Source organism: Thalassotalea fonticola (genome assembly GCF_032911225.1).
Classification (GTDB): Bacteria; Pseudomonadota; Gammaproteobacteria; order Enterobacterales; family Alteromonadaceae; genus Thalassotalea_A; species Thalassotalea_A fonticola.
Genome location: NZ_CP136600.1, coordinates 3,954,634 through 3,974,145 on the forward strand (window position 1 = coordinate 3,954,634; position 19,512 = coordinate 3,974,145).

The following is a 19,512-nucleotide window of genomic DNA, read 5'->3' on the forward strand; positions in this document are numbered from 1 at the left end:
TTTAAAATAAAACAACCTGACTCTGACCCTAAATTTTATCGCGGCTATTTTTATTTAACTGTCTGTTTTACTGTAAATTTTATTCTTTCCTCACAACTTTACATATTATACCTTTCTTAATTTTGTTGCTAAAAGTTGCAAAAATGTAACAAAAGTGTTGGAAAACTTCTTTTAAAACGTTACCCTTCTAGATTATGCGGAAAATGTAAGGATTCGGATTTACCTTACATTTAAAATAAAAACAATAAATAAAGGGACTTATCTATATGCTTGCTATACGCATTGCGATCTCTAAATACCTAAAAACTCTATTTTTTATTCTCTCTTCAACTATTTTAGTTGCTTGTGGCTCTGACTCAGATTCAAAGCCTGATGTCGAAAAAAAACCTGTACCTGTGATTACGCCAGACCCAACACCTGAGCCTGAGCCTGAACCTGAACCTGAACCTGAACCTGAACCTGAACCTGAACCTGAACCTGAACCTGAACCTGAACCTGAACCTGAACCTGAACCTGAAGAAATTAATATTACGGGTAGTGCCGTAAAAGGCCCTTTAGCTTTTGCTGACGTTAAAGTTTATGCAATAGATCCAGGCCAAGAAAATTTTGTTGGCGCCACTGTTGGCACAGGTAACACCGATGCAGCCTCGCAGATAGAAAATTTATCATTACCTTTCCCTTTGTCTCCACCATATATTCTAGAGATAAGTGCGGTTGAAGGCACTATAGATATTACAACTCAGCAATACCCCGTTATTGAAGTAATGAAAACATTACTTACTGATGAAATGTTATCTGGCGGTCAACAAATATTTGCTACGCCTTTAACCGATATGACCGTTTCTTTGATATTTAAAAATGCTGACTCGAACACTTTACCTTATACCGGTAATGCAGATGGCACTATTACTGATGCAGAAATTCTAGCCGCCGTTGAGCCAGCGCAAGAGCAGGTTAAATCTACCTTAGGCTTTGGTCTTGAAAAAGATGTTGATTTATTCAACACTCCACCACTTATTAATGCCGATACTGACTCTGCAGATGAACAAGCTTCTACAGCTGCTTACCGTAGTGCGGTTGAAGCATTAACGGCTGTTGTATATGAAATTAAACAATTAAGTGGTGATAGCGATATTAGTACCGATAGCATTGTTGATGACTTAGCTGCCGATTTATCTGATGGTGTTATTGATGGCGCGGCAGATGGCGTTGAAACTGAAAGCTACCCAGAAGCAGCACTTGAAGTATTAGAGCAAGATCCTGCTACATTGCCTATCCCTAATGATCCTGACGGACGTACCGTTGCGGATGTTAAAGAGTTAATTGTTGCCGAAACTGCTGATACAGGTAATGCTGAAACAGATACTTCTGCATTTGAAGCAAGTGAAGAGGTGATTGTATTAGCTCCTGCTGAAACCTCTCCTGATATTGATGGCGATGGCGTATTAAACTCGGAAGATGACTACCCAGAAGACGCGGCTGCGGATAGTGATTTTGATCAAGATGGTATGCCTGATGTGGCTTTTATAGTCGTTGATGGTATTCGAACTTCTGATGTTGATTTTGACCGTTCCGATAGTGATGATGATAATGATGGCGTAATCGATGATGATGATGCTTTTCCATTTGATGCAAGTGAAACCACAGATACCGATTTAGATGGCACTGGTAATAATGCCGATACTGACGATGATAATGACACCGTATTAGATGCAGCAGATGATTTCCCGTTAGATAGCACTCGCTCGAATGCTGTTGACCAAGACAATGATGGTTGGCCTGTAGGGCAAGATAGTGATGACAATAATGCGACTGTTCCAAATGTAGCTTATGTTGATAGCGATGGCGATGGTCAAGCAGACACTGGTGGTTTAGCACCAGATAGCGATGATGATAATGACGGTGTTGCTGATATTGATGACGTATTTCCGTTAGATGCCACTGAATCAAATGATTTAGATTTAGATGGTACTGGTGATAATGCCGATACCGATATTGATGGTGATAATATTGCCAATGAAGATGACCTTTTCCCATATGATGGTTTTGCATCAATTGATACCGATAATGACGGTATTGCTAACTATTATGACAATGATGATGATGGCGATAGCTTAGCTGATGATACGGAAGCATTATTGGGCACTGACCCACTAAATAATGATACAGATGGTGATGGTGTATTTGATAATGTTGATGCCTTGCCACTTGATGATACTGAGCGTTTTGATTCTGATAAAGATAGCGTAGGTAACAATTCTGATAATTGTCCATTAGTTGCCAACACCTTCCAGGTTAACTCAGATAATGACGATTTTGGTGATGCGTGTGATACTGATGACGATAATGATGGCGTTTTAGATACAGAAGATGACTTCCCATTAGATGCAACTAAATTTAATGCAGTAGATGCCGACAATGACGGTTGGCCTACAGAGCAAGATTCAGATGATAATGATGCAACTGTTCCTACAGTAGCATTTGTAGATACTGATGGTGATGGTCTTGCTGATAGTGGCGGTTTAACACCAGATACTGATGATGATAATGATGGCGTAGAAGATGCTAGCGATGTTTTCCCATTAGACGTGAATGAGTGGTTAGATACCGATGCTGATGGCACTGGTAATAATACCGACCTTGATGATGATAACGATGGTTACTCTGATGTAGATGAAAGTGCGATTGGCTCCGATCCATTATTGAATACAAGCTTACCTGCCGATTTTGACAGTGATGGTATTCCAGATGTTAGCGATGCTGATATTGATGGAGACGGTGTGCAAAATGGTGCTGATGCATTCGATTTTGATGCAACAGAAACTGTTGATACTGATGGCGATGGCACAGGTAATAACACTGACCCAGATATAGATGGTGATGGTGTTGCCAATGACGAGGATAGCTTCCCATTAGATGCTGCAGAAAGCACAGATACAGATTCTGATGGTAAAGGCGATAATTCTGATACCGATATAGATAATGACGGTGTAAACAACGCAAGTGATGCATTCCCGACAGATGCAACTGAATCTGTAGATACTGATTTAGATGGCACTGGTAACAATGCTGATACAGACGATGATGATGATAAATACACTGACACTGATGAAGCAGCAGCGGGTACAAACCCGCTAGCAAGTTCAAGTGTTCCTGCTGATTTAGATGGCGACTTCATTTCTGATGCCACAGATACAGATATTGATGGCGATACAGTATTAAATGCTGAAGATGCATTTCCGACAGATGCTACTGAAACTATAGATACAGATAACGATGGTGTTGGTAACAATGCCGACACTGATGATGATGGTGATGGCTATTCAGACAGCGATGAAAGTACTGTTGGCACCGATCCTCTTTTAGATTCTAGTGTTCCAAATGATTTAGACAGTGATTTTATTCCCGATTCATTAGATGCCGATCGTGATGGCGACGGTGAAGATAATGTAACTGATGCTTTCCCTGATAATGCCGCTGAAACTTTGGATACAGATTCTGACGGCACAGGTAACAATGCTGACCTTGATGACGATAACGATGGTTTCTCTGATGCTGACGAAATTGCAACTGGCTCAGATCCACTATTAGCAAGTAGTGTTCCTGGCGATATGGATGGCGATTTCATTCCTGACTCTATTGATGCTGATAGAGACGGTGATGGTGAAGATAACATCACTGATGCATTCCCTAATGATGCCAGTGAAACCGTTGATTCAGATTCTGATGGTACTGGTAACAATGCTGATCTTGATGATGATAATGATGGCTATTCTGATGCTGATGAAATAACTGTAGGCACAGATCCGTTATTAGATTCAAGCGTTCCAAATGACTTAGACAGTGATTTTATTCCTGATTCGCTTGATGCTGATCGTGATGGTGATGGTGTTGACAACGAAATAGATGCTTTCCCTGATAATTTTGCCGAAACAACTGATACGGATGGCGATACTATTGGTAACAACGCTGATAGTGACGATGATAACGATGGGTACTCTGATGTAGATGAAGCTGCTGCTGGCACCGATCCATTAGTAAATTCAGATGTGCCTGCTGATTTAGATGGTGATTTCATCTCTGATGCTACAGATACTGATATTGATGGCGATAGTGTTCTAAATGATGATGATGCATTCCCTACAAATGCTGCTGAAAGTGTTGATACAGACTCTGATGGCACGGGGAATAATGCTGATTTAGATGATGATAATGACGGCTACTCTGATCTTGATGAAGTTGCTGCCGGCACAGACTCTTTATTAGATAGTGATGTACCAGCAGATTTAGACGGCGATTTTATTTCTGATGCAACAGATACTGATATTGACGGTGATACTGTACTAAATGCTGATGATGCATTCCCTACAGATCCTACAGAAAGTAAAGACACTGATTTAGATACTGTAGGTGATAACGCGGATAACTGTCCGGTAACTCCTAACACAGACCAATTAGATACAGATACCAATGGCATTGGAGATGCTTGTGAACAAGCTGTTGATGTTCTAGAGGTACTTGAGTTTACTTATAATTTCAATTCTGGAGATGTGTTCACCGGTGTAATTAAAGGTTATATCCAAGAAGATAGCGATACAGTAATTGTTGAGTCATTTGTTTCTGCCGCAGTCAATGGTGAAGATTACCCATCAGTTACCATGGATGAAGTCAGAGCGACAAATATTGCTGATGCTGCGTCAATGAGCTTCAGTGGTGATGTGCTAGATTTCTGGGGTTGTCCATCTGGATTTACTGGTAGCTATTTAGACGGCGGTGATTGTAACTTCCGTAATGAGGGGGGGTTCTTATTAACTCATAGTATTGAATATCAACCAGAAGGTACTGCAAATGTAGCTATTGGTAATGGTGTAGATAAATATACCGAAGTAGGTATTACTATCGAAAATTGGTCATTAACTTATGTAGATAGTGATTCAGATACATTACGTGATGGTGTTGATAATTGTCCATATATCTCAAACATTGATCAAACTGATACTGATTTAAATGGTACTGGTGACATTTGTGATAACTATACGTTTGACTTAAATGGTCGCTGGTTAATTGAACAACAATACACACAAACAGGCACTGATGGTCAATGCCAACCAGAGCCAGTAGAAGCAGATATTGTGATCGCAACAATGAATGGATCACTATTTCACTTAGTGGGTCATGAAGACGCAGGTGAAGAAGGTGAAGGGATTAATGGCGTAATTAAATCTGATGCTACATTCACATTCAACGATGGAACATTTGTCTCAACAGATGGCGTTTATGATGCGAATACTGACTCTTTAACATTCTCATTTACTGAATTTGATGACGAAGAAAACTGTACCGAAGTTGGTAATATTTATGCCACTCGTATAAACGAGGTCAATGAACAAACAGCGATGGCTGGTGGCGTTAGCTGGTTTGAAGGTGATATTGAAGATGACAATGGTGAAATCATTGAAGTTTTCTTTGATAAAGGCGATTTGATTGAGAGCCAAGTTGAAGTTATTTATTACTATGATTCAGTAAGCTCAGCTTGGGTTGTTGATAATGAATCTGATGACGACATGTTGGTAACTGACCAAGGCGTCGTATCAGACGCTGACCTATTAACCGCTTCAGGTTATATAGCAGCTGGTGAAACATTAGTTTTATCTGATAATAATAAAACCCTACATTTAGACTTTGAAGAACTAAACCTTGAAGGTTATTCAATGGTCGGTATTCTTGGCGAAGAGTTTTCGACAGTAATGGCTGAATCGGATACTTTCTCTGCTAATGCAAAAGGTTATTTCACTGGTATTACTTCAGCGAATGATACCTACCAGTTCTGGTGTGGTGAGGATTGGGACCAATGGTTTGCTGAGAATTTAATTTGTGATAATGCCATACCAATTAGTTGGGATCCTGAGTTTACCCCAGCAGAGTCAATGAATGATGTTGTTGTACCTTCTGGAACCTCTGCGGACGGCTTTTATGTCGGCAGTTGGATTGGTGGGGATGGATATGGTTCTATGCAAGCATATCTCGCTTCAGACGATGGCACGATTACCGGTGGTAACTTAAGCGCAGTATTCGTAGAGCGTTCTTATGATGGATATTCTGAAATAGTTGCTCAAGTTGCAGTTATAACCACACAAGTTGGCGCTAATACTGTTTATAGATTCACTGTACCTGATGCTTTCAATGAACAATATGATAGAGACCCGGAAGAAACTCATATGTTCCTAATGGAAGACAGTGAGACAGAAGTGGACCGAACAATTGTTCGACGTGGTAATTATTTACCTGCAGGCTCGGCATTAGAAACTTTTGTACTATTTGATGCTACGGCTAAAGCTGAAATTGAATCGGCGTTTAACTATGTTGATACAGATAGTGATTTTATTCCAGATTCTGTAGATCCGGATCAAGATAACGATGGCTATGCTAATGATGATGATGCTTTCCCATTAGATGATACTGAATGGTCAGATTTAGACGGCGACGGAATTGGTGATAATGCCGATACTGACCGCGATGGTGATGGTGTTGATAATGATTTAGATATTGCACCTGATGATGGCGATATTTCTTCAGCAATGACATTCACTGCAGCTGAATTGAAATCTCACTATGTGAATATTTCAGCAGGTTATCAAAGTGAACCAACGTTTAGGTTAGGCACTGGCTCAGGTAGACAATACACTTTTGATGGTAGTGCAGGTGAAGTGATATCTTCAGCCGGTAATGCAGCATATACCTATAGCATTGCCGCTGATGAGCTTGTGATGACAATTGATTCGGCAGTAGAAAGTACGTCGTACTGGACGCCATATCAATTAGCGAATATGGGTGTTGTATCACAACAAGCTGCGGATGATTTTGTTACTGCCAATGGTGAATATCAATTAGAAATACTGTACACGATAACCTCAAGTAAATGGTTATTGGTAAATAGTACTGAAAATACGCAAACATTCTTCATCACAGACACAACTGAATATCGGTTTGCCCAGCAATGGGAGCAAGAAACGTTAATTGGTTTAGAAAGTGATTTTGTTGCAGCAGATAGCGACTCTAGTCTGGTGTTAACTGATGCTAGCACACTGACGCAAGTTGATTTCACTGAAGGTGAATTAACGGCAGGTAATTGGGCCATGCAAGTGAGCCTTGATGAGGCCAGCTTTGACGGTCAAAGTCGTTTATCGGCTGATGTTGCAACATTTAATGGTGATTATACAGGTACGGCATTTATCAGTGGCGCGACATTTGATTGGGCGGTTGCTAATGGAGTGCTAACACTGACGTATCCAGGTGGCAGTACAGTATCGTTTACTCGTTACCAAGATTTTGCTCAAATTGATGAAGTGTTAATTACCACCGACAGTAATGGTTTTGTTTCTAGCTCATATCAAATGATAGCCCCATGGGGTGGTGCAAATCTTGATTCTCTCATTAATAGCTTTGCCCAAAACAGTTTCTCATTAACTAATCCTGACGCGTATGACGAGGAAGGTAATTTTGACTTGGGTCAGGTTTTTGGTTACCGCTTGCAAGATAATGGTGTTGCGACTCGTATTTGGTCGGGAGATGTAGATTTCAATAATTATAAATCTGGTTGGGATACTTGGCAGCTAAGTTGGGGCGGTTTCGGTGAAGCGATAATGACCTCATACATGGATGGCAATGGTGCTTGGCAGGCCGATTGTAATCCAAATGACTGGGATTGTAGTCCATCACGTAAGCGTGTGTGGGTACCTATCCAACAAGTCGGTAATCGAGTATACGTAATTGAATACGAAGAGCGTAATAGCGAAGCGTGGAATTACGGAGCAGAGCCAATTTGGTACATGGCCATTGCGCCACGTATTCAATACTACGAAGCAATGGACATTGGTTTAGACAGTGATTCAGATGGCATTATCGATAGCCTTGATGATGATATGGATAACGACGGTTTCACCAATGATGTTGATGCGTTTGTCTTTGATGCCAATGAATGGGCGGATGGAGACATGGATGGCATTGGCGATAACTCTGATTGGGATTGGGACAATGATGGCGTAGATAACGACAACGATGAATTCCCAACAGATGGTACTGAATGGTCAGATTTAGACGGTGATGGCATTGGTGATAATACTGATACCGACCGCGATGGTGATGGTGTTGATAATGATTTAGATATTGCACCTGATGATGGCGATATTTCTTCAGCAATGACATTCACTGCAGCTGAATTGAAATCTCACTATGTGAATATTTCAGCAGGTTATCAAAGTGAACCAACGTTTAGGTTAGGCACTGGCTCAGGTAGACAATACACTTTTGATGGTAGTGCAGGTGAAGTGATATCTTCAGCCGGTAATGCAGCATATACCTATAGCATTGCCGCTGATGAGCTTGTGATGACAATTGACTCGGCAGTAGAAAGTACGTCGTACTGGACGCCATATCAATTAGCGAATATGGGTGTTGTATCACAACAAGCTGCGGATGATTTTGTTACTGCCAATGGTGAATATCAATTAGAAATACTGTACACGATAACCTCAAGTAAATGGTTATTGGTAAATAGTACTGAAAATACGCAAACATTCTTCATCACAGACACAACTGAATATCGGTTTGCCCAGCAATGGGAGCAAGAAACGTTAATTGGTTTAGAAAGTGATTTTGTTGCAGCAGATAGCGACTCTAGTCTGGTGTTAACTGATGCTAGCACACTGACGCAAGTTGATTTCACTGAAGGTGAATTAACGGCAGGTAATTGGGCCATGCAAGTGAGCCTTGATGAGGCCAGCTTTGACGGTCAAAGTCGTTTATCGGCTGATGTTGCAACATTTAATGGTGATTATACAGGTACGGCATTTATCAGTGGCGCGACATTTGATTGGGCGGTTGCTAATGGAGTGCTAACACTGACGTATCCAGGTGGCAGTACAGTATCGTTTACTCGTTACCAAGATTTTGCTCAAATTGATGAAGTGTTAATTACCACCGACAGTAATGGTTTTGTTTCTAGCTCATATCAAATGATAGCCCCATGGGGTGGTGCAAATCTTGATTCTCTCATTAATAGCTTTGCCCAAAACAGTTTCTCATTAACTAATCCTGACGCGTATGACGAGGAAGGTAATTTTGACTTGGGTCAGGTTTTTGGTTACCGCTTGCAAGATAATGGTGTTGCGACTCGTATTTGGTCGGGAGATGTAGATTTCAATAATTATAAATCTGGTTGGGATACTTGGCAGCTAAGTTGGGGCGGTTTCGGTGAAGCGATAATGACCTCATACATGGATGGCAATGGTGCTTGGCAGGCCGATTGTAATCCAAATGACTGGGATTGTAGTCCATCACGTAAGCGTGTGTGGGTACCTATCCAACAAGTCGGTAATCGAGTATACGTAATTGAATACGAAGAGCGTAATAGCGAAGCGTGGAATTACGGAGCAGAGCCAATTTGGTACATGGCCATTGCGCCACGTATTCAATACTACGAAGCAATGGACATTGGTTTAGACAGTGATTCAGATGGCATTATCGATAGCCTTGATGATGATATGGATAACGACGGTTTCACCAATGATGTTGATGCGTTTGTCTTTGATGCCAATGAATGGGCGGATGGAGACATGGATGGCATTGGCGATAACTCTGATTGGGATTGGGACAATGATGGCGTAGATAACGACAACGATGAATTCCCAACAGATGGTACTGAATGGTCAGATTTAGATGGCGATGGCATTGGTGATAATACTGATACCGACCGTGATGGCGACGGTGTAGATAACAATAGTGATATTGACCCAGACGATGGTGATGTTTCTGCAACGCAAACCTTTAGTGACGCTGAGCTTAAATCACACTATGTGGCGGTCTACCCTGGTACTCAATCAGAGCCAACTCACAAAGTCGGTTACATTGGCGGTGCTCAGTACCAGTTTAATGCTGGTGCGCTGGAAGTCACGACACATACAAACGGTTCAACATCAACGTATGTGTTTGCTAACGATGTGATGACGGTAACGCCAGATGCTGTAACAGATAATTATCAATGGATGAATGCTTATGACTTGGCAAACCAAGGTTTAATCAGTCAAGAGCAAGCGGATAATTTCTGGAATGAACACGGCGATTATGGTTTTGACCTTGTAAGTCAGATAACGTTAGAAGAATGGCAGTTAGTTGCTAGCGATGTTAATAGCCAAAGTTTTTATGTTACTGAGCACATGCAGTACTTTATTAGCGATGAATGGGTAAATACTTACTTCTTTGGTGAAGGCGGTGTTACAAATAATTCATCAAGCTCAACAACAACGTTAACCGATGCGACAACACTGGCGTCTAGCCCATTCACAGAAGCGGACTTTAGTGATAAACAATGGGCAATTTCGTCGGCGTTAGATGAATTCTCAGATAATGGTGATACGCGTTTAGGTGCGGATATAGCCACCTTTAATGCGGATTACTCGGGTAGCACGCATTTTTATGGTGCTAACTTTACTTGGGCGGTTTTTAACGGTGAACTGCAATTAACCTATGCCAACGGCGGTATGGTGAATATCTCGCGTATACAAGACCAAGCTAATGTAGATGAAGTGTTAGTGGTAACGGAAGCGAATGGCATTCGAACCAGTCATTACTTAATGGCAACCGAATTTAGTGAAGCAACAATTGACCCGTTAATGAACCAGTTTGCGATGAATAGCTTCGCGCTAACTAATGACGGTGAGCAAGATAGCGAAGGAAATGTGTTATCGGAAGAAGTATTTGGCTATCGTTTAGAGTCAGGTGGTGTGGCCACTCGCATCTGGACAGGTGATGTCGACCTTAATAATGGTCACGGCTTTGATCGTTGGTCATGGCAATGGGGCGATTTTGGCTCTGTAGAAATGCGTGCAACGTGGTCAGAGTTTAATGGTAATTATGCTCTGTGTAATGAACAAGATTGGGGATGTAATGCGTTCCGTAAACGTACTTGGATCCCAATCAAAGAAGTTGGAAATAGAGTTTACTTGCTAGAGATTGGCGAGTGGAATGATAACGCTTGGGAGCCAAGTGGAGAAAATCCAGCATGGCGTAATTATATTCCTGGTCGTGTAGTGTTCTACGAAACGTATGAATTAGGCTTAGATTCAGACAATGATGGTATTGTTGATTCATCTGATGATGACTGGGATAACGATGGTGTTGTTAACTGGGAAGATGCGTTTGCCTATAACGATATGGAATGGGCCGATTCTGATGGTGATAACATTGGCGATAATTCAGATGCATTCCCTAATGACGATACAGAGCAATATGATTCAGATGGTGATGGTGTTGGTGATAATGCCGATGACTTTCCATATGATCCAAATATAACCACTGGCACGTCAATGGCAACGATTTCTTTTGCCGATGTTGAGCTACAAAACTGTGTTAATGATACTGGTATTGGCTATATAGAGCAGCTAACCTATCTTGATTGTAGCTACCGCGGCCTGACTAATATCTCTGACATTGATCAATTATCGAGTCTTGAGCAAGTTAGTTTAAATGGTAATAGAGACATAACCGATTTTAGTGCTTTGGCTCTGATCTCTAGCATTAATAGCGTTGATGTTTGGGATACAAACTTTGCTAATAGTGATTTTGCTGCCTTTGCTGGTCATGGCACAATTAGTCGTTTTGGTACGGACAGTAATTTGCTAACCAGTATTGCCGACGCTGCAAGTATGCCTAATTTGCGTGGTATGCATTTATGGACAGGCCAACAGTATGACCTAAACGTGTTAGCAGGTTTAGGTAATTTTAATGAATTAGCGTTATCCACAGATCAAGTACAAGATTTCAATGCATTTAGTCAATTAACTCATATTGAACACTTATGGCTAAATGGTGAGCTGGAGCAATGGCAAGTTGATATTATGCTTAGTTTTTCAAACTTGCAGCAGTTATCTCTTGCTTGGAACAGTTATTTAACTAATGATTTATTGGCTCAATTTGTGAGTAATAACCCAAACCTTTCTAGCTTAGGTCTTGAATACACTCAGATCACTGATTTATCCGGTTTATTTATAAATGGTTTTTATTGGGAAGGTTTAGCGATTCCTTTACAGCATATAAATATTGATAATATGGCTGTTGTTGATGTTTATGATTTACAATCTCAAGTGCAAGAGTTATGGAATCTTGGTGTACAGGTTGATGGTGAACTAGCTTATGGTTGGTTAATTGCTGATGCGTTGGCAAATATTAATGATAATGAACTTAAGCAATGTTTAATCGATCATACTCAAGGTATGCAAGTTTCTGGACAACTTCAGCACTTAGATTGTGATGGCCGTAACATTCATGAAATTTGGGGCTTATGGGTATTTGATAACTTACGTACTCTTATATTAAATAATAACCCTATAATGGACCTTGGCGGTGAGCTGAATAGTATGCAGCGCCTACAAGATTTGCATATTCACAACACCTTAGTTGCTGATATTAGCACATTGTCGAATAACCCAGAACTGACCTATGTAGGGGTAAGCAACTTACCGTTAACTGATCCTGAGCAGGTAAATAACTTACCAGGTAACATCATTGTTGAAGGTACTGTACAGCAAATCGTAGCTTTAAATACTTTAGGTTTTAATGATAGTCAATTGCTACAGTGTGTGACTGATTCGGGTGCAACGAATGTTGTGGATTTAACTTGGCTTGATTGTAGTAACTATGGTATTACCGATATTACTGATATTAACCAGTTAAGCAACCTCAATGGGTTAACGCTAAATGGCAATGATGGCATAACTGATTTGGCTCCATTAACCCAACTTCCAGCTTTAACAAACGTCAGTTTAAGTGAGATGGCGCTAGACGACGGGCAAATGGATAACATTGCTAATATTTCACGTTTAGAAAATCTGGACCTTTCTAGCAACGATAACCTAACTCATTTAGCGCCTCTTGGTGGTGTGAGACAGTTAAAAGCTGTTCACTTATGGGGAAGTAATGTTTATGACATTTCTCCATTGACCAATTTACCAGCCTTGGATACGGTCGCAATGAGCTATTCGCAGCTGAGTAATGGCGTAGATGTGTTTGCACAAATGCCAGCACTAAGAAACTTATACCTAAATGGTGACGTTCCTTATGTTGACTTTGAGAGCATATTAATGAGTACGAGCTTAAGCTCGTTAACTCAAGCATGGAGTAATCTGTTTGATGATACTTATATGCAACTTATTATCACCCATCAAACAGATATTTCTAGTTTGGGGATTGATAATAATGCGTTGTTAACCAATCTAACTGGCATTGATGCTTTAACGGGTCTTAATGATGTTAGTATCCAGTTTACTCAAGTAACCGATCTACAGCCATTAATTGATTTACGTAATGCACAAGATGTTTTATCAGTTGATAACGAATGGCAGACTCAGTTGAATTATGTAAATATTGATGCATTGTCAATTACAGATGGCGCTCAAATTACAACACTGCAAAATTTGTTTGTAACTGTTGATGGTGCCCCACAATAGTATTGCGTTGAATATTATTACAAAAGGGGTAGTGATACCCCTTTTTTTATAGGAATAAAAAATGAAAAAAATACTAATATCATTATCTGCAGGTTTAGTTTTGGGTTATGGTGCATCAACAGCAGTTGAACGTTCAGAAATTGCAAAACTAGAGGCTGAAAACATTAAAGCTAAGCAGCAAATTTCAGCTTTGTCTGAACAGTTAGTAGTGGCACAAAATCAGCCTAAGCAAGCTCCTCCTTTACTGCAACGTACTAAGCTAAGAACTTTAACGAATGGCAGCTTAAATAATACTAGCCGAAGTAAAGACCAATCAGGTGCTCAACGCAAACAAGCGACAGAACGCATGCGAGCACAACAAAAGCAGCAAGTTCAACAAAATGCTAATGACTTGAACAATCAAAAAATTAAAACCACCGAAAGTGGCATTGTGCTATAAAGCATTATCTGTTGGCTGTGAGGTTAGAGCATGCTGAACAAAGCAGAATTTGAACCTTCCCTGAACAAAAAAGGCAGAGTATAAAAACTCTGCCTTGTTATATTAAATGGGGTGTAAAACTAATCTTCAGCCATGATATCTTCAATCTGTTCTTCAAGCTCCATCCATTGCTCTTCCGCCGTTTCAACTTGCGGTTTTAACTTGCCTTGTTTTAGCATTAATTGGGCTAGTTTGGCTTTGTTTTCGTGCTCGTAAGTTTCAGGTTGAGCAAGTTCATTTTCAATGGTTTCTAGCTCGGTCTGCCACTTTTCCACCTGCTTCTCTAGTTTTTCAACTTGCTTGCGCAGTGGCGCTGCTTTTTTACGAAGTTCAGCTTGTTGGCGACGTTGCTCTTTCTTATCGACCTTCTCAACATTTACGTCAATCGACTTTGATTGTGCCAGTGCTGATTTCTTATCGTCATCAAGCCATTGCTGATAATCATCAATATCACCGTCAAAACTATCAACTTTGCCATTGCCAACAATGTAAAATTCATCAACGCATGATTCCAGTAGGTATCTATCATGGGCAATTAATATTATGGCCCCGGCAAATTCTTGAAGCGCGAGGACGATGGCTTGACGCATTTCTAAATCTAAGTGGTTAGTAGGTTCATCGAGAAGCAATAATTGTGGTTTTTCGAGTACGATGAGTGCTAATACCAAACGAGCTTTTTCGCCACCTGACATAGTATTTATCACATTCAAGGCCTGTTCGCCACTAAAGCCAAAGCGCCCTAGGTAATTTCTTGCCTGCAATTCAGTAAAGTCAGTTTTTGCTAACATGATTTGATTAATTGCGGTTTCATCCATACGCAATTGTTCAAGTTGATGCTGGGAGAAATAACCAATTGTTAATTCTTGTGCACAAAAGCGTGTACCACTTTGTAATTTGAGTTCACCCGCCAAAGACTTAATCAGCGTTGATTTACCGGCACCGTTTCGGCCTAATAAACCAATGCGGCTACCTGGTACTAAATTTAAAGTCACACCTTTGAGTATAATCGCGTCTTCAGAGTAGCCACAATCCGTTTGTTCTAACGATAATAAAGGATAAGGCATATAACCTGGATTATCAAAACTAAAGCTAAATTGGCTGTCTACGTGCGCAGGCATTAAATCAGGCAGCTTTTCTAAACGTTTTAATCGAGATTGTGCTTGTTTGGCTTTGGTAGCTTTCGCCCTGAAACGGTCAACAAATGAAGTTAAGTGTTTCACTTCTCTTTGCTGCTTTTGATACATAGCATCTTGCTGAGCTAGCTGTTCAGCACGTTGGCGTTCAAAGCTGGTGTAGTTACCAGAGTATAACTTCGCTTTCTGATGTTCTATGTGCAGGATTTGGCCAATAACATCATCTAAAAAGTCACGGTCATGAGAAATAAGTACTAAGGTACCATCAAAGCGTTTCAACCAACGTTGTAACCATAAAACCGCGTCTAAATCTAAATGGTTAGTTGGTTCATCTAGCAATAGCAAATCGGCTCTACTTATAAGTGCTTGCGCTAAGTTTAAGCGCATACGCCAACCACCCGAAAAACTGCTGACACTATTATCAAGTTGATCTTGCATGAAGCCTAAGCCGTGCAACAATTCACTTGCTCTTGCCGGTAGGCTATAACCATTGATTACATCTATTTTGTTAAGCAAATAGGCTTCTTCACTACCATCATCATTACTTCGTGCTTGTTCTAACTGAGCTTCAAGTTGGCGATATTCAATATCGCCGTCCATCACATAATCTAAAGCACTTGAGCTTAATGAAGGCGTCTCTTGTTTTACGGTGGCAATTTTCCATGCCTTTGGCATGTCTAAAATTCCGCTGTCAATTGACAGTTGACCTAAAAAGGCAGCAAATAACGAAGATTTACCACAACCATTAGCGCCAACAAGGCCGACTTTATGGCCTGGATGAATGGTAAAGTTTGATGATTTTATTAAAGTTTTTAAACCTCGGTCGAAGCCAAGTTCTGATGCCAGAATCAAGTTAATATCCTTCGCTATATTTAAAGTTATTTTAAAGGTAAAATAGCCACTTTAGTTTAGCTGTTATTTAATTTTTATGAAAAAACGATTTATTGCTGGTGCAACCTGTCCAAAATGTAATGCTATGGATACTTTGGCGTTAACCAAAGACCAAGGCGTTGAAAAAGTCACTTGTGTTAGCTGCAATATGGAAATGACTCAACCCGAAGAGCAAGTAGAGCCAGAGGTTCGCAGCGAAGAACAAGTTATTGGTGTTTTCAAACCTTAAACATTATTTTCCTAATTTATTAATAATGAGGAGGAGGCGTTTCATCTTCGACTCGGCCAACAGCGGTTGTATTCATATCTTTGACTCGTTGACCAATTAAACGTAATTGTTCATTAACATTGTTTAATTTATCATGATGTACTGAAATCTCATGATTTAATTGCTCAATGATATCATCTTGAAAAGCGAGTTTTGTTTCAAGAGTATCAATACGCTCTAGTAACTTAGTTAATTGTTGTTCTACCGACATGTTTACGATCCAATTTATATTTGCCGTTATTATCGCTAATTAAACCTAAGCAATAAAGATTTATTCAATTTGATAACACTTTTAAGCAAATTTAACCTTTAAAACTGCAATTTAAACGCTATATAATATTTTTAACTGTAAAGATCTCGAAAATGATTATTTTTGAGACTATTTTTTTGAAAAAATAGTCGCTAGTATATGGTGTCTTTTTAATATTAAATTTAATGTAATCGGGGTTTTCTCCTTTTATGTGGTACTTATTTTTGGAGAAAAAAATGAAATTCATCGTTAAACCAACATTGGTAGCGGTTGCTGTTATGGCATTAATGGGCTGTAATGAAGCCGCAGAGAAAAAAGCTGTTGTACTTGAAACTGAAGATCAAAAACAATCTTATGCGTTAGGCGCATCGATTGGTAGTTACATGAATAACAATTTAACTGAACAAGAAAAGTTTGGTGTTGTTTTAGATAAAGAACTACTAATGGCTGGTTTTACCGAAAGCTTAAATGGTAGTGCGCAATTAGAGCAAGAAGAAATTCAACAGCTTCTTATGGCTTTAGATCAAAAAGTGAATGAGAAAAAACAAGCTCAAGCTACTATTGATAACGAAAAAAGTTTAGATGCAGGCAAAAACTTTTTAGCTGAAAATGCTAAAGTTGAAGGGGTGCAAACTACAGAGTCTGGTTTACAATACCAAGTAATAACGGCTGCTGAAGGTGTAAAACCAACTGCAACTGATACTGTAAAAGTTCATTACACTGGTAAATTAATTGACGGTACTACATTTGATAGTTCTGTAGATCGCGGCGAGCCAATTGAGTTCCCACTAAACCGTGTAATTAAAGGTTGGACTGAAGGTGTTCAGTTAATGAACGTTGGTTCTAAGTACAAGTTTGTTATTCCTTCAGAACTTGCATACGGTCCAAACGGTACTGGCCCAATTCCTGGTAACGCAACACTAGTATTTGAAGTTGAGTTAATCGACATCGTTACTCCTGCTGCACCAGCAACTGAAGAAGCCGCTGCTCACTAAATAAATACAGGATGTATTTATGCTGAACTTTCATGGATGATTACCGTTTCAGTATCTAGGATGTATTTATAATAAAAAACCAGGCATTGCCTGGTTTTTTTAATTTGTCGATACTTCTAGTTAGATCCCGTATCAAGTACAAGAAGGCAAAAATCGGTTGCTAACTATGATTTGTATAAAGCGCTTCAATCAGCTGATCTTCTAATTCAAATCTATCTTCCAAAAATTGTCCCAACGCCGATAGGCTTTGATCAAAATTGTCTAATGTTTCATCTGAATTAATATCAGCAAATTTATCATTAAAGGTGAGGCCAAAGTCTGTTGTTTTAGCAATGTTTGGATAAATTCGTTGGGCTAATGCCAAAGAGTTTGGCCCGTTCTTTTTACATTGTGCAACTACTTGATCGAATACTTCAAAATGACCAGCCGACATGTAGTCCATTAATAGTTGGCAAAAAGATTGAATATCATTACGCTTAGGTAACGCTTTATCAGTTTGATCAAAAGGAGGTAATCCAGCTAATTGGCAATAACCAACTAGAACATCCTGACGCTCAGTTAACCAGTTGTCGATGGCAGTTAATGAACCGCCCCATTGTTGTTGTGCTTGTTCTAAACGACTTAGCATTGGCCCTCCGGAATTCGTGCTGAAATCTATGAGATTAACTATATAACACTGAATTTTAATGGAAATTGCAACAATTATTTTCCAATCAAATTAGAGTTGAAACTCAAAAAATACTACTGATGAATATTGCTTTTTTGATAAGCGTATATTTTTATTCAATAAATTATAAATTTTCTGATAAAAATAAATGTAGTCTGACAGCGGCAAGATTTAACTGTTTTTTTAATGTTAGGTTATTTTTATTCAGATATGCCTGATCAAATATAATTTTATCTTGTGTAGGCACACATGCTCTATTGTTATCATCGATTTTACAATATTGTACTGATTTACTTCTACTGATTGTTAAAGATTGGTTCGCCCAAACTAAAAGATTCTTTGCTGTAATAAAATCTGAACTGGGGCTTTCAAATGAGGGGGCTAAGCTGTTTAATAGCAACGTTTTATTGCTGTTTCCTAATAAACAACGATCCCAAACTTGATGTAAATTTTTGCATTTTTGCTTGGTCGAATTTAGCCTGTCTATTACTTTAGTTTTATTACCACCTAAATCTGATTTAAAACTTATATGCAAAGGCTGATGAATATCACCGAGCCAATGAGCAAGAAATAGCAGAGCTTGAATTTTTGTTATTGGATTTTTAGCGTTAATATATTGCTGTTGATGGAATGTAATAGCATCAAGAATACAATTACTTTGACAGTCACTTTTTCCTATTTCAGTTTGTTCACGAGCAACATTTAAATAATGCCAACTTTTGTACACTGCAAACGGTTCTTCATGTCGAATTGCATCTGGCCAACTACAGGCATCTGCGAAAGTTACTTGGTGATTAATAGAGCGCTTTAAAAAAATGTTTAATTGCTGTTTTTGGGCAAGTGGAAGATAATTAATTAAATTTGATAAAGAGTCTTGTTGAGCGAGGGGAAGATTATTAACGGCAAGTTGGCAAACCAGCCAATGGCCTTTACTTCCAAGTGCGTAGGTACTGGAGCTAAAACAGAAAATAAAAAGTAACAATAATCGCACCATTCCCTTGCACTCCTTATTCAGACTATGATCTAGTATAGTTTAGATAAGTAATTATTATTTCTTTAGAAATAAAAAGGCCTTATCAAAGATAAGGCCTGAAATGCTCGCTGTATGGTCTAGTAAAACTAGCTTCTTATTAGTTATTCTTTAAAGCTTGTAAAGTTTATAACAAAGCATTTTCTATTGTGCAACACTTTTTTACAAAATAATTAAAATACGGCATCTTACTTTTGTTTAACAAATCATCAACATTGTTTTTAAATATGCAATAAAGTTTGCCCTAGATCATAGTAACTGTGATTAACATTGGGTAGAATGACGCCCATATTTATTC

Annotated in this window: 8 protein-coding genes; 4 read left to right on the plus strand and 4 right to left on the minus strand. The window is 39.3% G+C overall.

What is annotated here, in order from left to right:
- The first annotated feature begins 266 nt into the window (after window positions 1-266).
- Both RI844_RS16200 and RI844_RS16205 read left to right on the plus strand, forming a co-directional pair.
- Window positions 267-13,502 carry a thrombospondin type 3 repeat-containing protein gene (locus RI844_RS16200; RefSeq protein WP_348395709.1) on the plus strand — a complete coding sequence of 4,412 codons (13,236 nt, stop codon included), beginning with the start codon at window positions 267-269 and terminating at the stop codon, window positions 13,500-13,502.
- 61 nt (window positions 13,503-13,563) lie between these two features.
- The gene (locus RI844_RS16205) at window positions 13,564-13,941 is read left to right on the plus strand and encodes a hypothetical protein (protein ID WP_348395710.1); all 378 of its coding nucleotides are present in this window, start codon (window positions 13,564-13,566) and stop codon (window positions 13,939-13,941) included.
- A 119-nt stretch (window positions 13,942-14,060) separates the two neighbouring features.
- Here RI844_RS16205 and RI844_RS16210 read toward each other — a convergent pair whose 3' ends face one another.
- Window positions 14,061-15,965 carry an ATP-binding cassette domain-containing protein gene (locus tag RI844_RS16210; RefSeq protein WP_348395711.1) on the minus strand — a complete coding sequence of 635 codons (1,905 nt, stop codon included), beginning with the start codon at window positions 15,963-15,965 and terminating at the stop codon, window positions 14,061-14,063.
- A 76-nt stretch (window positions 15,966-16,041) separates the two neighbouring features.
- Here RI844_RS16210 and RI844_RS16215 point away from each other — a divergent pair, with 76 nt between their 5' ends.
- The gene (locus RI844_RS16215; protein WP_405054419.1) at window positions 16,042-16,233 is read left to right on the plus strand and encodes a YheV family putative zinc ribbon protein; all 192 of its coding nucleotides are present in this window, start codon (window positions 16,042-16,044) and stop codon (window positions 16,231-16,233) included.
- 19 nt (window positions 16,234-16,252) lie between these two features.
- Here the strand turns inward: RI844_RS16215 and RI844_RS16220 are convergent, their stop codons facing one another.
- Window positions 16,253-16,483, minus strand: a complete 231-nt coding sequence (locus RI844_RS16220) for a SlyX family protein (protein ID WP_348395712.1) — start codon at window positions 16,481-16,483, stop codon at window positions 16,253-16,255.
- Between the two features lie 275 nt (window positions 16,484-16,758).
- Between RI844_RS16220 and fkpA the strand changes: the two genes are divergently transcribed.
- Window positions 16,759-17,517, plus strand: coding sequence for an FKBP-type peptidyl-prolyl cis-trans isomerase (gene fkpA, locus RI844_RS16225; RefSeq protein ID WP_348395713.1), 759 nt, complete (start codon window positions 16,759-16,761; stop codon window positions 17,515-17,517).
- 160 nt (window positions 17,518-17,677) lie between these two features.
- Here fkpA and rsd read toward each other — a convergent pair whose 3' ends face one another.
- Both rsd and RI844_RS16235 read right to left on the minus strand, forming a co-directional pair.
- The gene (gene rsd, locus RI844_RS16230) at window positions 17,678-18,145 is read right to left on the minus strand and encodes a sigma D regulator (protein ID WP_348395714.1); all 468 of its coding nucleotides are present in this window, start codon (window positions 18,143-18,145) and stop codon (window positions 17,678-17,680) included.
- 163 nt (window positions 18,146-18,308) lie between these two features.
- Complete coding sequence (locus tag RI844_RS16235; RefSeq protein ID WP_348395715.1) at window positions 18,309-19,166, minus strand: S1/P1 nuclease; 858 nt, start codon at window positions 19,164-19,166, stop codon at window positions 18,309-18,311.
- Between the last annotated feature and the right edge of the window lie 346 nt (window positions 19,167-19,512).